At 59.0% G+C, this 16,733-nt stretch carries 14 protein-coding genes; 11 read left to right on the top strand and 3 right to left on the bottom strand.

Annotation, left to right across the window (positions count from 1 at the left end; all coding sequences use genetic code 11):
- Positions 1-40: 40 nt before the first annotated feature.
- Positions 41-2,320, bottom strand: a complete 2,280-nt coding sequence (maeB, locus tag K7H94_RS05490; RefSeq protein WP_222951762.1) for an NADP-dependent oxaloacetate-decarboxylating malate dehydrogenase — start codon at positions 2,318-2,320, stop codon at positions 41-43.
- A 352-nt stretch (positions 2,321-2,672) separates the two neighbouring features.
- Between maeB and tal the strand changes: the two genes are divergently transcribed.
- The 3 genes from tal to ampH all read left to right on the top strand — a co-directional run bounded on the left by tal (position 2,673) and on the right by ampH (position 7,016).
- The gene (gene tal / locus K7H94_RS05485) at positions 2,673-3,623 is read left to right on the top strand and encodes a transaldolase (protein WP_021508067.1); all 951 of its coding nucleotides are present in this window, start codon (positions 2,673-2,675) and stop codon (positions 3,621-3,623) included.
- A 69-nt stretch (positions 3,624-3,692) separates the two neighbouring features.
- On the top strand, positions 3,693-5,702 hold the full coding sequence (tkt, locus tag K7H94_RS05480; protein WP_031279807.1) for a transketolase: 2,010 nt from the start codon (positions 3,693-3,695) through the stop codon (positions 5,700-5,702).
- Between the two features lie 144 nt (positions 5,703-5,846).
- The gene (ampH, locus tag K7H94_RS05475) at positions 5,847-7,016 is read left to right on the top strand and encodes a D-alanyl-D-alanine-carboxypeptidase/endopeptidase AmpH (protein WP_222951761.1); all 1,170 of its coding nucleotides are present in this window, start codon (positions 5,847-5,849) and stop codon (positions 7,014-7,016) included.
- Between the two features lie 192 nt (positions 7,017-7,208).
- Here the strand turns inward: ampH and K7H94_RS05470 are convergent, their stop codons facing one another.
- The gene (locus K7H94_RS05470) at positions 7,209-8,135 is read right to left on the bottom strand and encodes a DUF1176 domain-containing protein (RefSeq protein WP_230857100.1); all 927 of its coding nucleotides are present in this window, start codon (positions 8,133-8,135) and stop codon (positions 7,209-7,211) included.
- A complete protein-coding gene (locus tag K7H94_RS22970) occupies positions 8,110-8,514 on the bottom strand; it encodes a hypothetical protein (protein ID WP_245001401.1) in 405 nt (134 codons plus the stop codon). The genes K7H94_RS05470 and K7H94_RS22970 overlap by 26 nt, the downstream gene beginning before the upstream one ends.
- 236 nt (positions 8,515-8,750) lie before the next feature.
- Here K7H94_RS22970 and K7H94_RS05465 point away from each other — a divergent pair, with 236 nt between their 5' ends.
- Genes K7H94_RS05465 through rbsK form a run of 8 tightly spaced genes read left to right on the top strand, consistent with a single transcriptional unit; the run spans position 8,751 to position 16,689 of the window.
- The gene (locus K7H94_RS05465) at positions 8,751-9,581 is read left to right on the top strand and encodes a DeoR/GlpR family DNA-binding transcription regulator (RefSeq protein ID WP_021508063.1); all 831 of its coding nucleotides are present in this window, start codon (positions 8,751-8,753) and stop codon (positions 9,579-9,581) included.
- Positions 9,582-9,593: 12 nt separating this feature from the next.
- Positions 9,594-10,577: a substrate-binding domain-containing protein gene (locus K7H94_RS05460; RefSeq protein WP_222951760.1), complete on the top strand. Its 984-nt coding sequence runs from the start codon at positions 9,594-9,596 to the stop codon at positions 10,575-10,577.
- 1 nt (position 10,578) lies between these two features.
- Positions 10,579-12,084 (top strand): sugar ABC transporter ATP-binding protein, encoded by a 1,506-nt coding sequence (locus K7H94_RS05455; RefSeq protein WP_021508061.1) that lies wholly within the window; start codon positions 10,579-10,581, stop codon positions 12,082-12,084.
- A complete protein-coding gene (locus K7H94_RS05450; protein WP_222951759.1) occupies positions 12,077-13,066 on the top strand; it encodes an ABC transporter permease in 990 nt (329 codons plus the stop codon). The genes K7H94_RS05455 and K7H94_RS05450 overlap by 8 nt, the downstream gene beginning before the upstream one ends.
- Before the next feature lie 17 nt (positions 13,067-13,083).
- On the top strand, positions 13,084-14,133 hold the full coding sequence (locus tag K7H94_RS05445) for an ABC transporter permease (RefSeq protein WP_058758341.1): 1,050 nt from the start codon (positions 13,084-13,086) through the stop codon (positions 14,131-14,133).
- On the top strand, positions 14,133-14,825 hold the full coding sequence (gene alsE, locus K7H94_RS05440; protein ID WP_031279804.1) for a D-allulose 6-phosphate 3-epimerase: 693 nt from the start codon (positions 14,133-14,135) through the stop codon (positions 14,823-14,825). The genes K7H94_RS05445 and alsE overlap by 1 nt, the downstream gene beginning before the upstream one ends.
- A complete protein-coding gene (gene alsK / locus K7H94_RS05435; protein ID WP_132464807.1) occupies positions 14,822-15,718 on the top strand; it encodes an allose kinase in 897 nt (298 codons plus the stop codon). The genes alsE and alsK overlap by 4 nt, the downstream gene beginning before the upstream one ends.
- The gene (gene rbsK / locus K7H94_RS05430) at positions 15,715-16,689 is read left to right on the top strand and encodes a ribokinase (RefSeq protein WP_222951758.1); all 975 of its coding nucleotides are present in this window, start codon (positions 15,715-15,717) and stop codon (positions 16,687-16,689) included. The genes alsK and rbsK overlap by 4 nt, the downstream gene beginning before the upstream one ends.
- Positions 16,690-16,733: the final 44 nt, after the last annotated feature.

The raw sequence follows: 16,733 nt of genomic DNA, 5'->3' as shown, positions 1-16,733 counted from the left end.
ATAACCCGATAAAACGCGCCCCGTGGGGTCGCCCTGCCGGTCACAACGGCTCGGTCTGCGCCTCCACCACCGCCAGCGCCACCATGTTAACAATGCGTCGCACCGAGGCGATGCGCGTCAGCACATGCACCGGCTTGCGGATGCCCATCAGTACCGGCCCCACCGTCACCCCTTCCGAACAGGACACGCGCAGCAGGTTGTAGCTGATGCGTGCGGCCTCAACGTTCGGCATGATCAGCAGATTGGCGGTACCTTTCAGCGGGCTGTCCGGCATCAGCTCGCGACGAATACTCTCCACCAGCGCTGCATCGCCGTGCATCTCGCCGTCAATTTCCAGCTCCGGCGCTCGCTGCTGAATCAGCGCCAGCGCCTCGCGCATCTTCCGCGCGCCGGGAGCGTTCGAAGTGCCGAAACTGGAGTGCGACAGCAGCGCCACGCGCGGTTCGATGCCGAAACGCCGCACGGTTTCTGCCGCCAGCAGCGTGATATCCGCCAGCTGCTCAGCGCTGGGATCCTCATTCACATAGGTATCGGCAATAAATGTGTTGCCGCTCGGCAGCAGCAGCGCGTTCATCGCCCCGGCGACCTTGACGTCATCGCGGAAGCCAAACACCTTCTCCACCACATCGTAATGTTCACGGTAGTCGCCGATGGTGCCGCAAATCATCGCGTCCGCTTCGCCGCGATGCACCATGATGGCACCGATCAGCGTGGGATTGCCAATCACCGCGCGCTGGGCGGTTTCCGGCGTAACGCCGCGCCGCTTCATCAGCTGATAATATTCATTCCAGTACGCCTTAAAGCGCGGGTCGGACTCGTTGTTCACGATCTCAAAATCACGCCCGGCCTCGATTTTCAGCCCCTGCTTCTGCAAACGCATGGCAATCACGTTGGGACGGCCAATCAGGATTGGCTTCGCCAGCCCGAGCGACACCAGTTCCTGAGTGGCGTGCAGCACCCGCACCTCTTCGCCTTCCGCCAGCACCACGCGCTGCGGCGCTTTGCGCGCCTGCGAGAAGATCGGCTTCATGAACAGATTGGTTTTATACACGAACTCGGTGAGCTGCTCGCGGTAGGCGTCAAAGTCAGCAATCGGTCGCGTCGCCACGCCGGAATCCATCGCCGCTCTGGCGACGGCCGGGGCTATCTGCACAATCAAGCGCGGATCGAACGGTTTGGGAATCAGGTATTCCGGGCCAAAGCTCAGATCCTGATCGTCGTAAGCGGACGCTACCACGTCGCTCTGTTCCGCCTGCGCCAGAGCGGCAATCGCATGTACCGCCGCCAGCTTCATCTCTTCGTTGATGGCGGTGGCACCCACGTCCAGCGCGCCGCGGAAGATGAACGGGAAGCACAGCACGTTATTCACCTGATTGGGGAAATCCGAGCGCCCGGTGCAGATAATCGCATCCGGCCGCACCTGCTTCGCCAGCGGCGGCATGATCTCCGGCTCCGGATTGGCCAGCGCCAGAATCAGCGGATTTGGTGCCATCTTCTGCACCATCTCTGGCGTCAGCGCTTTCGGACCGGAGCAGCCGAGAAAAATATCCGCGCCGCCAATTACCTGATCCAGCGTGCGCGCCCCGCTGTCTTCCACGGCATAGGCGGCTTTGGTCGGCGTCATGTCCGCTTCGCGATCGCGGTAAATCACCCCTTTTGAATCACACACCACGATATTTTTCTGCTGCATACCAAGCGCCACCAGCAGATTGAGGCAGGCAATGGCTGACGCGCCAGCGCCCGACACCACCAGCCGCACGTCGGCAATCGCCTTATGCACGATGGTCAGGCCGTTAAGCACTGCCGCGGTACAGATGATGGCGGTGCCGTGCTGATCGTCATGAAACACCGGAATCTGCATGCGCTGCCGCAGCTGCTGCTCAATGTAAAAACACTCCGGCGCTTTGATGTCCTCGAGATTGATGCCGCCGAACGTCGGTTCCAGCGCGGCGATCACCTCAATCAGCTTGTCCGGGTCGTGCTCGTCGATTTCGATGTCGAACACATCAATGCCGGCAAACTTTTTGAACAGCACCCCCTTGCCTTCCATCACTGGCTTGCCGGCCAGCGCGCCAATATTACCGAGCCCCAGCACCGCCGTGCCGTTGGAGATCACCGCCACCAGATTGCCGCGCGCGGTGTATTTGTGCGCGGCCAGCGGATCGGCGGCAATTTCCAGACAGGGTGCCGCCACACCGGGGGAATAGGCCAGTGCCAGATCGCGCTGCGTCGCCAGCGGCTTAGTGGGTGACACCTGAATTTTTCCGGGGGTGGGATATTGGTGAAAATCGAGCGCGCTTTGCTTGAGTTGATCGTCCATCAGACATCCTTTTGCACGGCTGAAAAGCCCTCAGTATAAGAACGCGCGGCGCAAAAGAGGGTGAAGGCGCTCAAAGAACGCACAGTCGCCAGGGCACGGATTGCCACGGCTTCGCCTGCGGCTTTGGGACAGCCTGCTATGCTTAAGGGTGGCAAAACGCTGAGCTGAACCGATCAGGCAGGCCTGACTATCAGAAACGCGCCCCGACGTCACAATCAGAGAAAACGCATTTTCTTCATCCGGCGTCTGTTGCACTGTGTGGAACCTCCCTTGCCCGATAAGGGCGCACCTAAGACGATGACTGCCCGGGTGCCTGTTTTGCCCACATTATTGCTAATCAAGGAGTTAAGCGATGAACCAGCTAGATGCATTAAAACAGTTCACCACCGTGGTGGCGGACAGCGGCGATATCGAATCCATTCGCCATTACCATCCGGAAGATGCCACCACTAACCCATCCCTGATCCTCAAAGCTGCCGGCCTCGACGCTTACAAACACCTGATTGATGACGCCATTGAGTACGCGAAAAAACAGGGCGGCAGCAAAGAGACGCAAATCATCAACGCCAGCGATAAAGTGGCGATCAACCTCGGTATGGAAATTCTGAAAAGCGTACCGGGCCGTGTTTCGACCGAAGTGGATGCGCGCCTCTCTTTCGATCGTGGCATGTGTGTGACCAAAGCGGAGAAACTGGTCCGCCTGTATGAAGAGAACGGCATCGACCGCTCACGTATTCTGATCAAACTGGCGTCCACCTGGGAAGGCATCAAAGCGGCGGAAGAGCTGGAGAAGAACGGCATCAACTGTAACCTGACGCTGCTGTTCTCCTTCGCCCAGGCGCGCGCCTGTGCCGAAGCCGGCGTGTTCCTGATTTCGCCGTTTGTCGGCCGAATCTACGACTGGTACAACACGCGCAAACCGCTCGACCCGTATGTGGTCGACGAAGATCCAGGCGTTAAATCGGTGCGTCGTATTTACGACTACTACAAAAAGCACCGTTACAACACCGTCATCATGGGTGCCAGCTTCCGTAAAGTGGAGCAGATTGTGGCGCTGGCCGGCTGCGATCGCCTGACCATCTCCCCGAACCTGCTGGAAGAGCTGGCCAACAGCGAAGCGCCGGTGGAGCGCAAACTGGAGCCATCAACCGAGGGCTTCCACCAGCCGGCACCGCTCTCCGAAGCGGAGTTCCGCTGGGAGCATAACCAGGATGCGATGGCCGTGGAGAAACTGTCCGACGGTATCCGCCAGTTTGCCGTCGACCAGCAGAAGCTGGAAGACGTGCTGGCCGCCCGCCTGTAATCCTGAACTCACCTTCTGCCGGACGGGCCGCGGCCTGTCCGCTTTTGCCCAATTACAAGGGAGAACCCTATGTCTTCACGCAGAGAGTTGGCTAACGCGATCCGCGCCCTGAGCATGGATGCGGTACAGAAAGCAAATTCCGGCCACCCAGGTATGCCGATGGGCATGGCCGATATCGCCGAAGTGCTGTGGCGCGACTTCCTGAAGCACAACCCGACCAACCCGGCCTGGGCGGATCGCGATCGCTTCATTCTGTCTAACGGGCACGGCTCGATGCTGCTGTATAGCCTGCTGCATCTCACCGGCTATGATCTGCCGCTGGAAGAGCTGAAAAACTTCCGCCAGCTGCACTCAAAAACGCCGGGCCACCCGGAAATTGGCTACACGCCGGGCGTTGAAACCACCACCGGCCCGCTCGGCCAGGGGCTGGCCAACGCCGTTGGCCTGGCAATTGCCGAGCGCACGCTGGCGGCCCAGTTCAACCAGCCTGGCCATGATATCGTCGATCACTTTACCTATGTGTTTATGGGCGACGGCTGTCTGATGGAAGGCATCTCACACGAAGTCTGTTCGCTGGCCGGCACGCTGGGCCTCGGCAAACTGATTGGCTTCTACGATCACAACGGTATCTCCATCGACGGCGAAACCGAAGGATGGTTTACCGACGACACCCACAAGCGTTTTGAAGCTTATAACTGGCACGTGGTGGGCAGCGCCGAAGGCATCGACGGCCACGATCCGGACGCCATCGCGGCGGCCATCAAAGAAGCGCAAAGCGTCACCGACAAGCCTTCGCTGATCATCTGCCGCACGGTAATCGGCTTTGGCTCGCCAAACAAAGCCGGCAAAGAGGAGTCGCACGGGGCCGCGCTGGGCGAAGAGGAAGTGGCGCTGACGCGTAAACAGCTCGGCTGGAATTACGGTCCGTTTGAGATCCCGCAGGATATTTATCAGCAGTGGGATGCCAGAGAAGCCGGGGCCGCGCAGGAGAAATCCTGGGAAGAGAAGTTCACGGCTTATCAGCAAGCGCATCCGCAGCTGGCAGACGAATTCAGCCGCCGCCTGAAGGGCGAAATGCCGGCTGACTGGGAAAACAAAACCAGCCAGTTCATTCGCGATCTGCAGGCTAACCCGCAGAAAATCGCCAGCCGCAAAGCTTCACAGAACACGCTGGAAGCCTTCGGTAAACTGCTGCCGGAGTTCCTCGGCGGTTCCGCCGACCTCGCGCCCAGCAACCTCACTATCTGGTCCGGCTCGAAGCCGATCAAAGAGGATCACGCCGGTAACTACATTCATTACGGCGTACGCGAATTTGGCATGACGGCCATTGCCAACGGTATCGCGCATCACGGTGGTTTTGTGCCTTATACCGCCACCTTCCTGATGTTCGTCGAATACGCGCGTAACGCAGCGCGCATGGCCGCCCTGATGAAAGCGCGCCAGATTATGGTCTACACCCACGACTCAATTGGTCTGGGCGAAGATGGCCCGACGCACCAGCCAGTTGAACAGCTGGCCAGCCTGCGCGTGACGCCAAACTTCAGCACCTGGCGACCGTGCGATCAGGTCGAGACCGCCGTGGCGTGGAAAGCGGCGATTGAGCGCCATCACGGTCCGACCGCGCTGATTCTGTCGCGTCAGAACCTGCTGCAGCCGGAGCGCAGCGCGCAACAGGTTGAGAACATCGCGCGCGGTGGCTACATCCTCAAGGATTGTGACGGCACGCCGGACGTCATCCTGATTGCCACCGGTTCTGAAGTGGAGATCACGCTGGGCGCCGAAGCGAAACTCAGCGCCGACGGCCACAAGGTGCGAGTGGTTTCGCTGCCGAGCACTGACGTGTTTGATAAACAGGACGTGGCCTATCGTGAATCGGTGCTGCCTTCCACCGTGCGTGCGCGCGTGGCGGTTGAAGCCGGTATCGCCGACTACTGGTACAAATACGTCGGCATCGACGGCAAAATTGTCGGCATGACCACCTTCGGCGAATCGGCGCCAGCCGGCAAGCTGTTCCCGGCCTTTGGCTTTACCGTCGAGAACGTGGTGAGCCACGCCGAATCGCTGCTTAAGCCTGCCTGAGTGTCTGGCCCTTTCCCGCTACCGGGAGAGGGCCGTTTTATTTCACAGCCTGATACAGAAAAAAATCCGCCCCGCCCCCTTCCCGCTTTGCGCAAACTGATTACTATAGGTTTTCCTCCGATTCCTATAGCGGACGCTTTCCCGTTGAAAAAACGTACTCCTTTTTTACTGGCCTTAATGGTTGCCGTGCTGCCCTTTACCAGCGCGGCGCAGGTATCGCCCGATCCGCTGCTGGCCTCGCAGATTGTCGATCGCTATGCAGAACACATCTTTTATGGCAGCGGTGCGACCGGCATGGCGCTGGTGGCAATTGACGGTAACCAGCGCGTGTTCGCCAGCTTTGGCGAAACCCGTCCCGGCAATAATGTGCGCCCACAGCAGGACTCACTGATCCGTATCGCCTCGCTGAGCAAACTGATGACCAGCGAAGTGATGGTGAAGATGGCCGAGCGCGGCCAGATTCGCCTTGACGATCCGCTGAGCAAATACGCGCCGCCGGGCGCCCGGGTACCGACTTACAACGGCCAGCCGATTCGGCTGATCAATCTCGCCACCCACACCAGCAGCCTGCCGCGCGAGCAGCCGGGCGGCAAACCGAATCGTCCGGTGTTTGTCTGGCCAACCAAAGCGGATCGCTGGCAGTGGCTGCGCGGTGCGCAGCTAAAAGCCGCACCGGGCACGCAGGCGGCTTACTCCAACCTCGCCTTCGATCTGCTGGGCGACGCGCTGGCTAAAGCCGCCGGTATGCCTTATCCGGCCCTGCTGCAGCAGCTGGTAACGCGTCCGCTCGGCATGAAGGACACCACCTTCACGCCATCACCGGACCAGTGTCAGCGCCTGATGATCGCCGAAAAAGGGGCCAGCCCGTGCAATAACACGCTGGCAGCCATCGGCAGCGGCGGCGTGTACTCCACGCCGGACGATATGGGACGCTGGATGCAGCAGTTCCTCAACTCGGCGGTGAATCACCGCACGCCACAAATCGATCGGCTGCAAACGCTGATTTATCGCCGCGACCAGCTGACTAAAGTGGAAGGCATGGACGTGCCAGGACGCGCCGACGCGCTGGGCATGGGCTGGGTTTACATGGCACCGAAGGCGGGCCATCCGGGCATCATTCAGAAAACCGGCGGCGGCGGCGGCTTCATCACCTACATGGCGATGGTGCCACAGCACAACGTCGGCGTATTTGTGGTCGTAACGCGCTCGCCGCTGACCCGCTTCACCCCGATGAGCGATGGCGTCAACAACATGCTGGCTGAGCTGGTGGGCAACCAGACGGGCTCACCGATGATGATCGGTAATATTCGCTAAATCTTTGATAATTAATTTTAATTAATTGCAGTAAGAGAGTGAGATATAGCGAGCAGTTACTGCGAACCCTCCCCTAAATCATTCGTGCTGCAGGAAGGCGGCAAGGATGGGCATCCCCGGGAGCTTACTCAGGTAAGTGACCGGGGTGAACAGCCGCAGCCAACGCCCCTGCAGTGCGAAGGATGACGGGGATTACTGAGTGACCCAGAGGGTGGGCCAGTCATCACTACTATGCCAGGCGTCGCAGGTCTTCTCCTCCGCATACTCCGCCAGCACGAAAGCATTACCATCAAACTGCCAGCGTGTGGCCACACCGCAGTCGCCTAAACCGCGCCCTTTGCTGAAGGTATACAGCTGGCCATTACTGGCATCGAACTCGGCGTTCACCAGCTCCAGCTGATTATCAGTGCGCGACGGCGGGGTAAACGGCAGGTTGAGCGTGATGCCGCGCGATACATACGGCTGGCTGCGCGTGACTTCAAACGCCAGATCGATCACGTTGTAGGCACCGGTTTCGCAGCTTATCAGCAGCAGCGCTTTGCTGTCGGTGAGTGGCGCAACGCTGACTTCCCGCCGCAGCGGATCGAGCGAGCAGTTATCGGTATTGACGCGCCAGGTTCCGTAATCGATCAGGCCGGTGGTTTCCTGCTGCGTCAGCGGCGCGGGTGCGGGCATTGGTGCCGGCAGCTGTGGAATTGAGGGCGGCGGTGGCACATCCCACTGCACGCGATCACCGCGCTTTACCCAGGCGCTGGCCCCGTTAACCCGCCCCTGTACGTCATCCATCAGCAGCAGCGCCGCTTTCATACCGCGCAGCGGAATACTGGCGCTGGCTTTATAGGTGAGCTGTAAATTGCTGGCATCCAGCGTCTGGGCGAGAAATTCGTCGATGGCGATGGCGTTGCTGGTGGCCAGATGATGCGGCTCCACCGTCCAGTGTTTGAGGTCCGGATTGAGGCGGCGCTGGTCGAGCAGCAGGTTGTCTTTTAGCGCCGCGCCCGGCAATGCACCGCTGTAGGCGCTGCCGTAATCAATGCGCAGCAGCGGCCGATCGTTGACCCCGGCGTGACGCGAAATCGTCATCACCAGGCCATTATCGCCAGGAAAACTGCGTGCCACGCAGAACGCCGCATTGTTGCAGGTGATCTGCCAGTCGGAAAACGACTTTTGCAGCGGCTCGGCCTGTACGCTGGCAATCAGCAGAAAGGGCAATAAAAGCAGCGACTTCATCCAATACGACATGAAAAAAAACGATCCCCGATTCCTGGAAAGAAAATGATAGCGCAATGCATGCGCGGTCATCAGGCCGAAACTGTGAAGTGGCCTGAAAAGCGAAGTTAACTGCTGAAAAAGCCGTCGCCTTATAGGCGATCTGTGTGGAATAGCGCAACAGCTCCATCATCCGGTGCGGCTGATTTCTGCTCAATCGGATTCGTCGGACAATTTTTACCCCCTTCACAAAACGGTCAAATACACACAAACGGTCATAAGCGGTCATGCTATGGTGCTGGCAGAGCGTTAACGCTGTGCACGGCCTCTCTCATTCCCTCGCGTAATAACGCGCATTTATGTGAATGCGATCACTCAAATTTGAAATAAAGAGATCTCATTTACATAAAAAACTCAATGAAAATCACCTTAATGTCGCCGGGCCAGTTGGTCGCTGCGGACTCGTGCCCAGCCCACATTTTCACATTCCGGCATCCATTAATTTATAGCCATCGGAGGGAAGTCATGTTGCCGATTGAAAGACAGCAGCGAATTATTGACGAGCTTAATTTAAATGGTCGGGTCATTGTCGCTGAATTAGTCACGCTGTGTCAGGTTTCGCAGGAAACCATTCGCCGTGATTTAACGCAGCTGGAGAAACGTGGCGTATTACAGCGCAGTCACGGTGGTGCAGTACCAGCCAAACGACAGGCCGCCAACATTCAGGGAAATACACGCGGTATTAACGAGTATGAATTATCTTTTCGCCAGCGCATGAATGAAAACGTCGAAGCCAAGATGGCGATAGCCAAACGGGCACTCGATTTTATCAGCCCCGGTGATTGTTTATTACTCGACAGTAGTACCACCTGCTGGTATCTGGCACGACAGCTACCGGATATTGAATTAACGGTGTTAACCAATTCTATCAGAATCGTCCAGACCCTTGCAGCGCGCGGCAGTATCCGCACCATCTGCCTGGGTGGAGAATATTCTGACCGTTATGAAGATTTCCACGGCGTCGTCGCAGAGCAGCCGCTACGGGAATTTCAGATCAATAAGATCTTTTTTTCCTGCAGCAGTTTGGGCAATGACGGTTATTTACGCGAAGGTAACGAAAACAACGCACATTTAAAACAGCAAATGTTGTTAGCGGCAGAAAGAAAACATCTGCTGCTGGACGGCAGTAAATTTCTGCGCCCCTCATTCGCGCGTATTTGTCATTACCGCGATGTGGATTTTCTCATCACTGACCAATTAAAAGACAAAGAGCTGGAACAAGAACTGGCGTGGAACGGCGTCAATATTATTGATTGCTCGCAACGCAGCCATTCGATGCAGCTAATAAAAAATTAATCCGGAGTCTTTATGAAAAAACATCTTATCGCCTGTTCTCTGCTTGCCCTGTTTGCCGCCGCTGGCGCGCAGGCCGCTGACAAAATCCGCATGGGCATCGTGGTAAAAATTGGCGGTATTCCGTGGTTCAACGCCATGGAAGCGGGCATCAAAAGTGAAGCGGCAAAACGCGGCATCGACGCGTGGATGGTCGGGCCAACCGCCGCTGACCCGGCGCTGCAGGTGCGCGCGATTGAAGATTTGATTGCGCAGAAGGTCGATATCATCGGCGTCGTGCCAAACGACCCGAAAGTGCTTGAGCCAGTGCTGAAGCGCGCGCGTGAAGCCGGGATCATGGTGATTACTCACGAATCGCCCGGCCAGAAAGACGCCAACTGGGATTTCGAGCTGGTCGATGCGCCGACCCACGGCATCAACCATATGAAAGCACTGGCGAAATGCATGCATGAAGAAGGCAAATACGCCATGTATGTCGGCAGCCTGACGGTGCCACTGCATCAGGAGTGGACCGACGCCGCGCTCAACTACCAGAAACAGCACTATCCGAAGATGCAGCTGGTGACCGACAAGTTCGGCGTCGGCGAATCGCTGGATGACTCCATCCGCACCACCAACGAGCTGATGTCTAAATACCCGGATCTGAAAGGCATTATGGCCTTTGGTTCTCAGGGAGCGATTGGCGCCGGCCGCGCGGTCATGAACCGCAACAAGATCGATCAGGTGTGCGTCATCGGTGCCTTCAGCCCGGGCCAGGGTGCGTCGCTGGTACAGCGCGGTGCTATCAAGGGCGGCTATATCTGGAATCCGCAGACCGCCGGTGAAGTATTTGTGCGTATCGCCGACATGATGGAGAAAAAAGAGCCGATCACCGACGGCATGACCATTGAAGGGCTGGGCAAAGTGAAGGTGGACGAGGCGACGCACACCATTCTCGGTAACAACACCGAAAGTCTCGATAAAGAGAACCTGCCAAAACTGGTGAAAATGGGGCTGTAACATGCAAGAGGTCACTCCACAGACGCTGATTGCGCTCGACAACCTGTCGAAAACATTTGGTGGCAACCGCGCACTGAGCGATATCTCGCTGACCCTGCTGGCCGGCGAAGTGCACTGTCTCGCTGGCACCAACGGCTGTGGCAAGAGCACCTTAATTAAAGTCATTTCCGGGGTGCACGCCCCGGACAGTGGCAGCCGCATTACCCTCGGCGACGGCCAGAGTTTCCCGCGTCTGACCACCCGTCAGGCGCGCGACTTCGGTATCCAGGTGATTTACCAGGATCTGTCGCTGTTCCCCAATTTGAGCGTGGCGGAGAACATCGCCTTTGAGCATAACCTCAACGGGTTGCTCGGCTGGCACCGTCAGGCCCGGCTGCGCGACACCGCGCGCGGCATTATTGATGAGCTGAAGTTTGACCTTGATCTGAACGAGAAAGTCGCCGCGCTGTCGATTGCCCAGCGCCAGCAGGTGGCGATTTGCCGCGCGCTGGTGGCCGATGCACGACTGGTGATCATGGACGAACCCACCGCGTCGCTGACGCGTACCGAGGTCAATCAGCTGCTGCGCACCGTGCGCTATCTGAAAGACAAAAACATCTGCGTGGTGTTTGTCAGTCACCGGCTGGATGAAGTGCTGGAGATTTCGGATCGCGTGACGGTGATCCGCGACGGCCGCAAGATGGGCTGCTGGCCAGCCAGAGAGATGACGCCGCATCACCTGACCGAACTGATGACCGGCCTGAAGCTCGACTACCAGTTAAAAGCGCCAACGCGCAACGCCGATCGGGCGATTCTCGAGGTGGAGAAGCTGACGCGCGCCGGTCAGTATCATGACGTCAATTTCAAACTCTACGCCGGTGAAGTGCTGGGCCTGTGCGGCCTGCTCGGCTCCGGCCGCACCGAACTGGCGCTGTCGCTGTTTGGCATGACCAAACCGGACAGCGGCAAAATCTGGCTCGACAGCAAGCCGGTGCGTTTTCGCGGGCACGAAGACGCCATCAAAGCCGGCATCGGCTACGTTTCGGAAGATCGCCTGACGCTCGGCCTGGTGCAGCAGCAGTCGGTGGCCGACAACATGGTGCTGCCGATCCTCGATAAGCTGCAAAACCGTTTCCATCTGATCGACGAATACCGCAAGAACAAGCTGATCCTGCAGTGGATTCAGCAGCTCGGCGTGCGCGTGGCCGATCCTAACCTGGCGATCTCCACCCTGTCCGGCGGCAACCAGCAAAAAATCGTGCTGGCGAAATGGGTGCTGACCCAGCCGCGCATTCTGATCCTCGACTCGCCGACCGTCGGCGTGGATGTCGGCGCCAAGGCCAGCATCTATCAGCTGATCCACGAGCTGGCGAAAGAGGGACTGTCGATCATCCTGATTTCCGACGAAGTGCCGGAGGTCTGGTACAACTGCGACCGCATTCTGCACTTCCGCGACGGCACCATCCATGCCGAATACCAACCCGATACCGTGGCGCAGGAACAGCTGGCGGAGGTGATTAATGCCTGATTTCTCTCGTTTACGTCCGCACTCCAGCCAGGGCTGGCTCGCCTGGGTGCTGCTGGCTTTCATGGTGTTCTTCTCGCTGGCCAGCGATCAGTTTCTGACGGTGCAGAACCTGCTGGATCTGGCGGAAAGCTATGCCGTTACCGGCATTTTCGCCCTCGGCCTGTTTGTAGTGCTGGTGACCGGCGGTATCGATATCTCCTTCGCCGCCGTGGCGTCGGTGGTGCAATACCTGATCGCCTCGCTGTTTGTGCAGTTCCAGTTTGATAACGCGCTGCTCAGCATTCTGCTGGCTATCGTCTGCGGCACGCTGTTTGGCGTGATCAACGCCCTGCTGATCACCTCGCTGCGCGTGGTGTCGATCATCATCACCATCAGTATGCAGTCGCTGCTGTTTGGTCTGCTGATGTGGGTTACCGGCGGCAAAAGCCTCTACTCGCTGCCGGACTGGTGGATCACCCTGCGCAGCGTGCTGCCGTTTAGCGTACAGGGCAACAGTTTTCAGATTGGCTTACCGCTGGCGATCATGCTGGTGATTGCCGCCCTCACCGCGCTGCTGCTCAACAAAACCAATCTGGGCCGTCAGCTGTATGCGGTGGGCGGCGATGCGGAATCGGCGCGGCGTATTGGCATCCGTGTGGGATTGATTTACGTGTTTGCCTACGGCTGGCTCGGAGCGATGGCGGCGATTGGCGGGCTGGTGCAGGTGTACCGCATGGGTGAAGTAGTGCCGAACGCGCTGGTCGGCGGTGAGCTGGATGTGCTGGCTGCGACGGTGCTGGGCGGTGCCAGCCTGATGGGCGGCAAAGGCACGGTCAGCGGCACGCTGATGGGCGTATTCCTGATCGCCATCCTGAAAAACGGCCTCAATCTGATCGGCGTCTCCAACTACTTCATGAACATTGTGGTCGGCGGCACGATTATGGTGGCGATTGCCGTCACCCACTACAAAAAACGTAAAGAAACCGACGTCAGTTTCGTCTGACGGGAGGAGCCATCACCATGAAATCTCTCTCTGCGCTGCGGCCGGACGGCACCAACATCGGCCTGATGCTGTTGATTGCGCTGGCGCTGGCCACCTTCAGCGTCATGCTGCCAGGCCGCTTTCTCACCGACTCGACCTTTATGAGTATGGCGTTTCAGCTGCCGGAGCTCGGCCTGTTAACGCTGGCGATGTTTATCGCCATCCTCAGCGGCGGCCTGAACCTCGCCATCATCGCCACCGCTAACCTGACGGCGCTGTTCATCGCCTGGACCCTGATGAGCGCCCTGCCCGCTGATGCCGGTACCGGTCAGCAGCTGCTGTGGCTGTTTATCGCTATCGCCGGCGCGATGGTGATTGCCGCCGTGATTGGCGTAATCACCGGCGTGATGGTAACGCGCATCGGCGCACACCCGATTCTGGTGACGCTGGCCACCATGATGACGCTCAACGGCATCGGCATCTGGCTGACCAAAGGTGCGGCGGTGAGCGGTATGCCGCCGGTGGTGCAGTCGCTCGGCTCAGACACGCTGCTGGGCATGCCGCTGCCGCTGTGGGTATTCCTGGTTGCCGCCGCGCTGCTGGCGCTATTCCTCGGCAAAACCCGCGCCGGCAAATGCATCTACATGGGCGGCAGCAACATCAACGCCACCTGGTTCAGCGGCATCAATACCCACCGTATGGTGATGCTGGTGTACGTCATCTCCAGCCTGCTGTGCGTGCTGGCCGGCCTGATCATGATGGCGCGCTTTAACTCGGCGCGCATGGGTTACGGCGATGCCTACCTGCTGCTGACCGTGCTGGCCATCATTCTCGGCGGCACTGATCCCAACGGCGGTTTTGGCCGCGTGACCGGCGTAGTGCTGGCGCTGATTGCGCTGCAGGTGCTCTCCACCGGCTTCAACCTGATGAACATCAGCCAGCACGTCAGCCTGGCGATGTGGGGTGCCGTGCTGGTGGTGGTGCTGGCCTTCAAACAACTCAAAGCACGCTTTAACGATCACCGTGCCGTCAGGCTCAGCAAGCTGGCCGCGGCGCTTAATCCTCTGACCGAAAAAAAGGAAGTATGATGCGTATTCAAGTCTCCCCGTCGTTGATGTGTATGAATCTGATGGAGATCAAGCACCAGCTGGCCGTGCTGGACTCCCGCGCTGACTTCCTGCACATCGACATCATGGACGGTCACTACGTTAAAAACATCACCCTGTCGCCGTTCTTTATTGAGCAGATCCGCCCGCATACCCAGGTGGCGATCGATGTGCATCTGATGGTGGAAGAGCCGACCGACTTTATTGAAGCGGTGGCCAACGCCGGCGCCGATTACATCTGCCCGCACGCTGAAACCATCAACCGTGATGCGTTCCGCGTGATTAACCTGATTCGCAGCTACGGCAAAAAAGTGGGCGTGGTGCTCAACCCGGCCACGCCGGTCTCCTTTATCCATCATTACATTCATCTGCTGGATAAAATCACCGTGATGACGGTGGACCCGGGCTATGCCGGTCAGCCGTTTATTCCGGAGATGGTGCAGAAGGTGCAGGAGCTGAAGGCGCTGAAGCAGGCGCACGGCCACCGCTACCTGATTGAGATTGACGGTTCCTGTAATACGCGCACCTACAACACGCTGGTCGGTGCCGGTGCCGAAGTGCTGATTGTAGGCACCTCCGGCCTGTTTAACATTCACGAAGACCTCGCCACCGCGTGGAACATGATGCGTGAGAGCATTGATGAAGCGCAGGGCCTGGCGCAGGTGTCGGCATGACAACACGCTGGCTCGGTATCGACATTGGCGGCACCGGCACTCGTCTGCAGTTGATGGAGTCAGGCCGCATCTGGAGCAGCTTTCGTAAAGTGCCCACCGCCAGCTGGGCGCAACAGCCCGATGCGCTGGCCGCACTCGGGCAGCTGATTGCGGAAACGCTGGAGCAGCAGCCAGTCAGCGGTGTAATGCTCGGCCTGCCGGGCATTCTCAGCCGCGATCGCCAGCAGGTGATTTCCCTGCCGTTCATTCAGGCGCTCGATCATCAGCCGGTAGCGGCGCTGCTGAGTGAACGACTGGGCGTGCCGGTGGCGATGGATAAAGACGTTAACCATCTGATGCTGTGGGATTTAATGCAGCTGGAGCAGCTGCCGGAAAATGCGGTAGGTCTGTATCCTGGCACCGGCATGGGCAACAGCCTGTGGATCAACGGCCGCTTCTACCATGGTCAGCATGGCGGAGCTGGTGAACTCGGCCACGTGCCGGTGGCCGGTAACGCGCTGCCCTGCCCGTGCGGCAACCACGGCTGCGCGGAAACCGTGACCTCCGGCCACTGGTTGAGCCACTGGGCGCAGGCCAATGCGGCGCAAACGCCGATGTCGGCGCTGTTTACCCATCACGGTTCTGACCCGGCGCTGCAGGCGTTTGTGCAGCGGCTGGCACAGCTGATCGCCACCGAGATGAACATTCTCGATCCGGAGTACCTGATTCTGGGCGGCGGCGTGCTGGCGATGGCAGATTTCCCGCTGGCGCAGCTGCGCAGTCAGATCCAGCAGCATTTACGGCCGCCGGCCACGCGGGATGGTTTGAAAATCATCTTCAGTCAATCCACCGATCACACCGGCTGTCGCGGCGCCTGCCTCGCCGCAGAACGGCTGTTCAGGAGCGCGCAATGAAAGGAAAAGTGTGTGTGTTTGGCTCGTTCAACCTCGACGTGGTCGCGGTGATGAACCGTTTCCCCCTGCCGGGCGAATCGCTCACGGCGCACAACAGCATGATGGGGCCCGGCGGCAAAGGGGCCAACCAGGCCACCGCCGCGCTGCGCGCCGGGGCGCGCGTGCACTATATCGGTAAGGTAGGTAATGACGATTTTGGCACCTTTGCCCGCCGCCATCTGGAGAAGACCGGTTTCGATGCCATTACGCTGTTCACCTGTAAAGAGAAACCCACCGGCAACGCGCTGATTTACGTGGCGGGCGATGATGCCGAGAACATGATATCGGTCTATCCCGGCGCAAATACCACCGTGACCGCGGCCGAAGTGGCGCGCTGTCAGCCCACCGTGGCTGCCGCCGATATTCTGCTGGTGCAGCTGGAGAACAACCTCAGCGCCATTCAGCGCATGATCGACAACGCGCGTGCCGGCGGCACGTTTGTCATTCTGAATCCGGCACCGTGGCAGAAAGTCAGCGATGCGCTGCTGGCTAAGGTGGATCTGTTAACGCCCAACAGCACCGAAGCGATGCAGTTGAGCGGGATAAAAGTGACCGATTTTGCCAGCGCGCAGCGCGCCGCCGAAGTGCTGCACCGTAAGGGCGCGCGTCAGGTGATTATTACGCTTGGCACCGCGGGCGCCCTGCTTTCCAGCGCGGAGCAGCAGCTGCGTATTCCGCTGTTTCCTGCCCAGCCGCTCGACACCACCGGTGCCGGCGATGCCTTCAACGGTGCGCTGGCGGCGCGCCTGGCGTCCGGCGATGCGTTACCGCAGGCGGCGCTGTTTGCAGCGGCGTTTGCCTCGCTGTGCGTCGAGCGTTCCGGCGCGGCCAATTCCATGCCCTCCTACGCCGAAGCGCTGGCGCGCATCCAGGCCCATCCGGAGTGTGAAGTGACGCCGTTAAATGCCCCGGAAACAACGCACATGGCATAGTGGCGCAATGCATTGCGCCCCGGCATCGGCAGGGCCGGCATTCA

Source organism: Pantoea dispersa, assembly GCF_019890955.1.
Lineage (GTDB): Bacteria > Pseudomonadota > Gammaproteobacteria > Enterobacterales > Enterobacteriaceae > Pantoea > Pantoea dispersa.
The sequence above is the reverse complement of the archived record's forward strand: the minus strand, read 5'-3'. Positions and strand labels throughout refer to the sequence as shown.

Coding starts and splice junctions, on each gene's coding strand:
- maeB (WP_222951762.1), bottom strand. CDS start 2,320: ATGGACGATCAACTCAAGCAAAGCGCGCTCGATTTTCACCAATATCCC.
- tal (WP_021508067.1), top strand. CDS start 2,673: ATGAACCAGCTAGATGCATTAAAACAGTTCACCACCGTGGTGGCGGAC.
- tkt (WP_031279807.1), top strand. CDS start 3,693: ATGTCTTCACGCAGAGAGTTGGCTAACGCGATCCGCGCCCTGAGCATG.
- K7H94_RS22970 (WP_245001401.1), bottom strand. CDS start 8,514: ATGACCGCTTATGACCGTTTGTGTGTATTTGACCGTTTTGTGAAGGGG.
- K7H94_RS05465 (WP_021508063.1), top strand. CDS start 8,751: ATGTTGCCGATTGAAAGACAGCAGCGAATTATTGACGAGCTTAATTTA.
- K7H94_RS05460 (WP_222951760.1), top strand. CDS start 9,594: ATGAAAAAACATCTTATCGCCTGTTCTCTGCTTGCCCTGTTTGCCGCC.
- K7H94_RS05455 (WP_021508061.1), top strand. CDS start 10,579: ATGCAAGAGGTCACTCCACAGACGCTGATTGCGCTCGACAACCTGTCG.
- K7H94_RS05450 (WP_222951759.1), top strand. CDS start 12,077: ATGCCTGATTTCTCTCGTTTACGTCCGCACTCCAGCCAGGGCTGGCTC.
- K7H94_RS05445 (WP_058758341.1), top strand. CDS start 13,084: ATGAAATCTCTCTCTGCGCTGCGGCCGGACGGCACCAACATCGGCCTG.
- alsE (WP_031279804.1), top strand. CDS start 14,133: ATGCGTATTCAAGTCTCCCCGTCGTTGATGTGTATGAATCTGATGGAG.
- alsK (WP_132464807.1), top strand. CDS start 14,822: ATGACAACACGCTGGCTCGGTATCGACATTGGCGGCACCGGCACTCGT.
- rbsK (WP_222951758.1), top strand. CDS start 15,715: ATGAAAGGAAAAGTGTGTGTGTTTGGCTCGTTCAACCTCGACGTGGTC.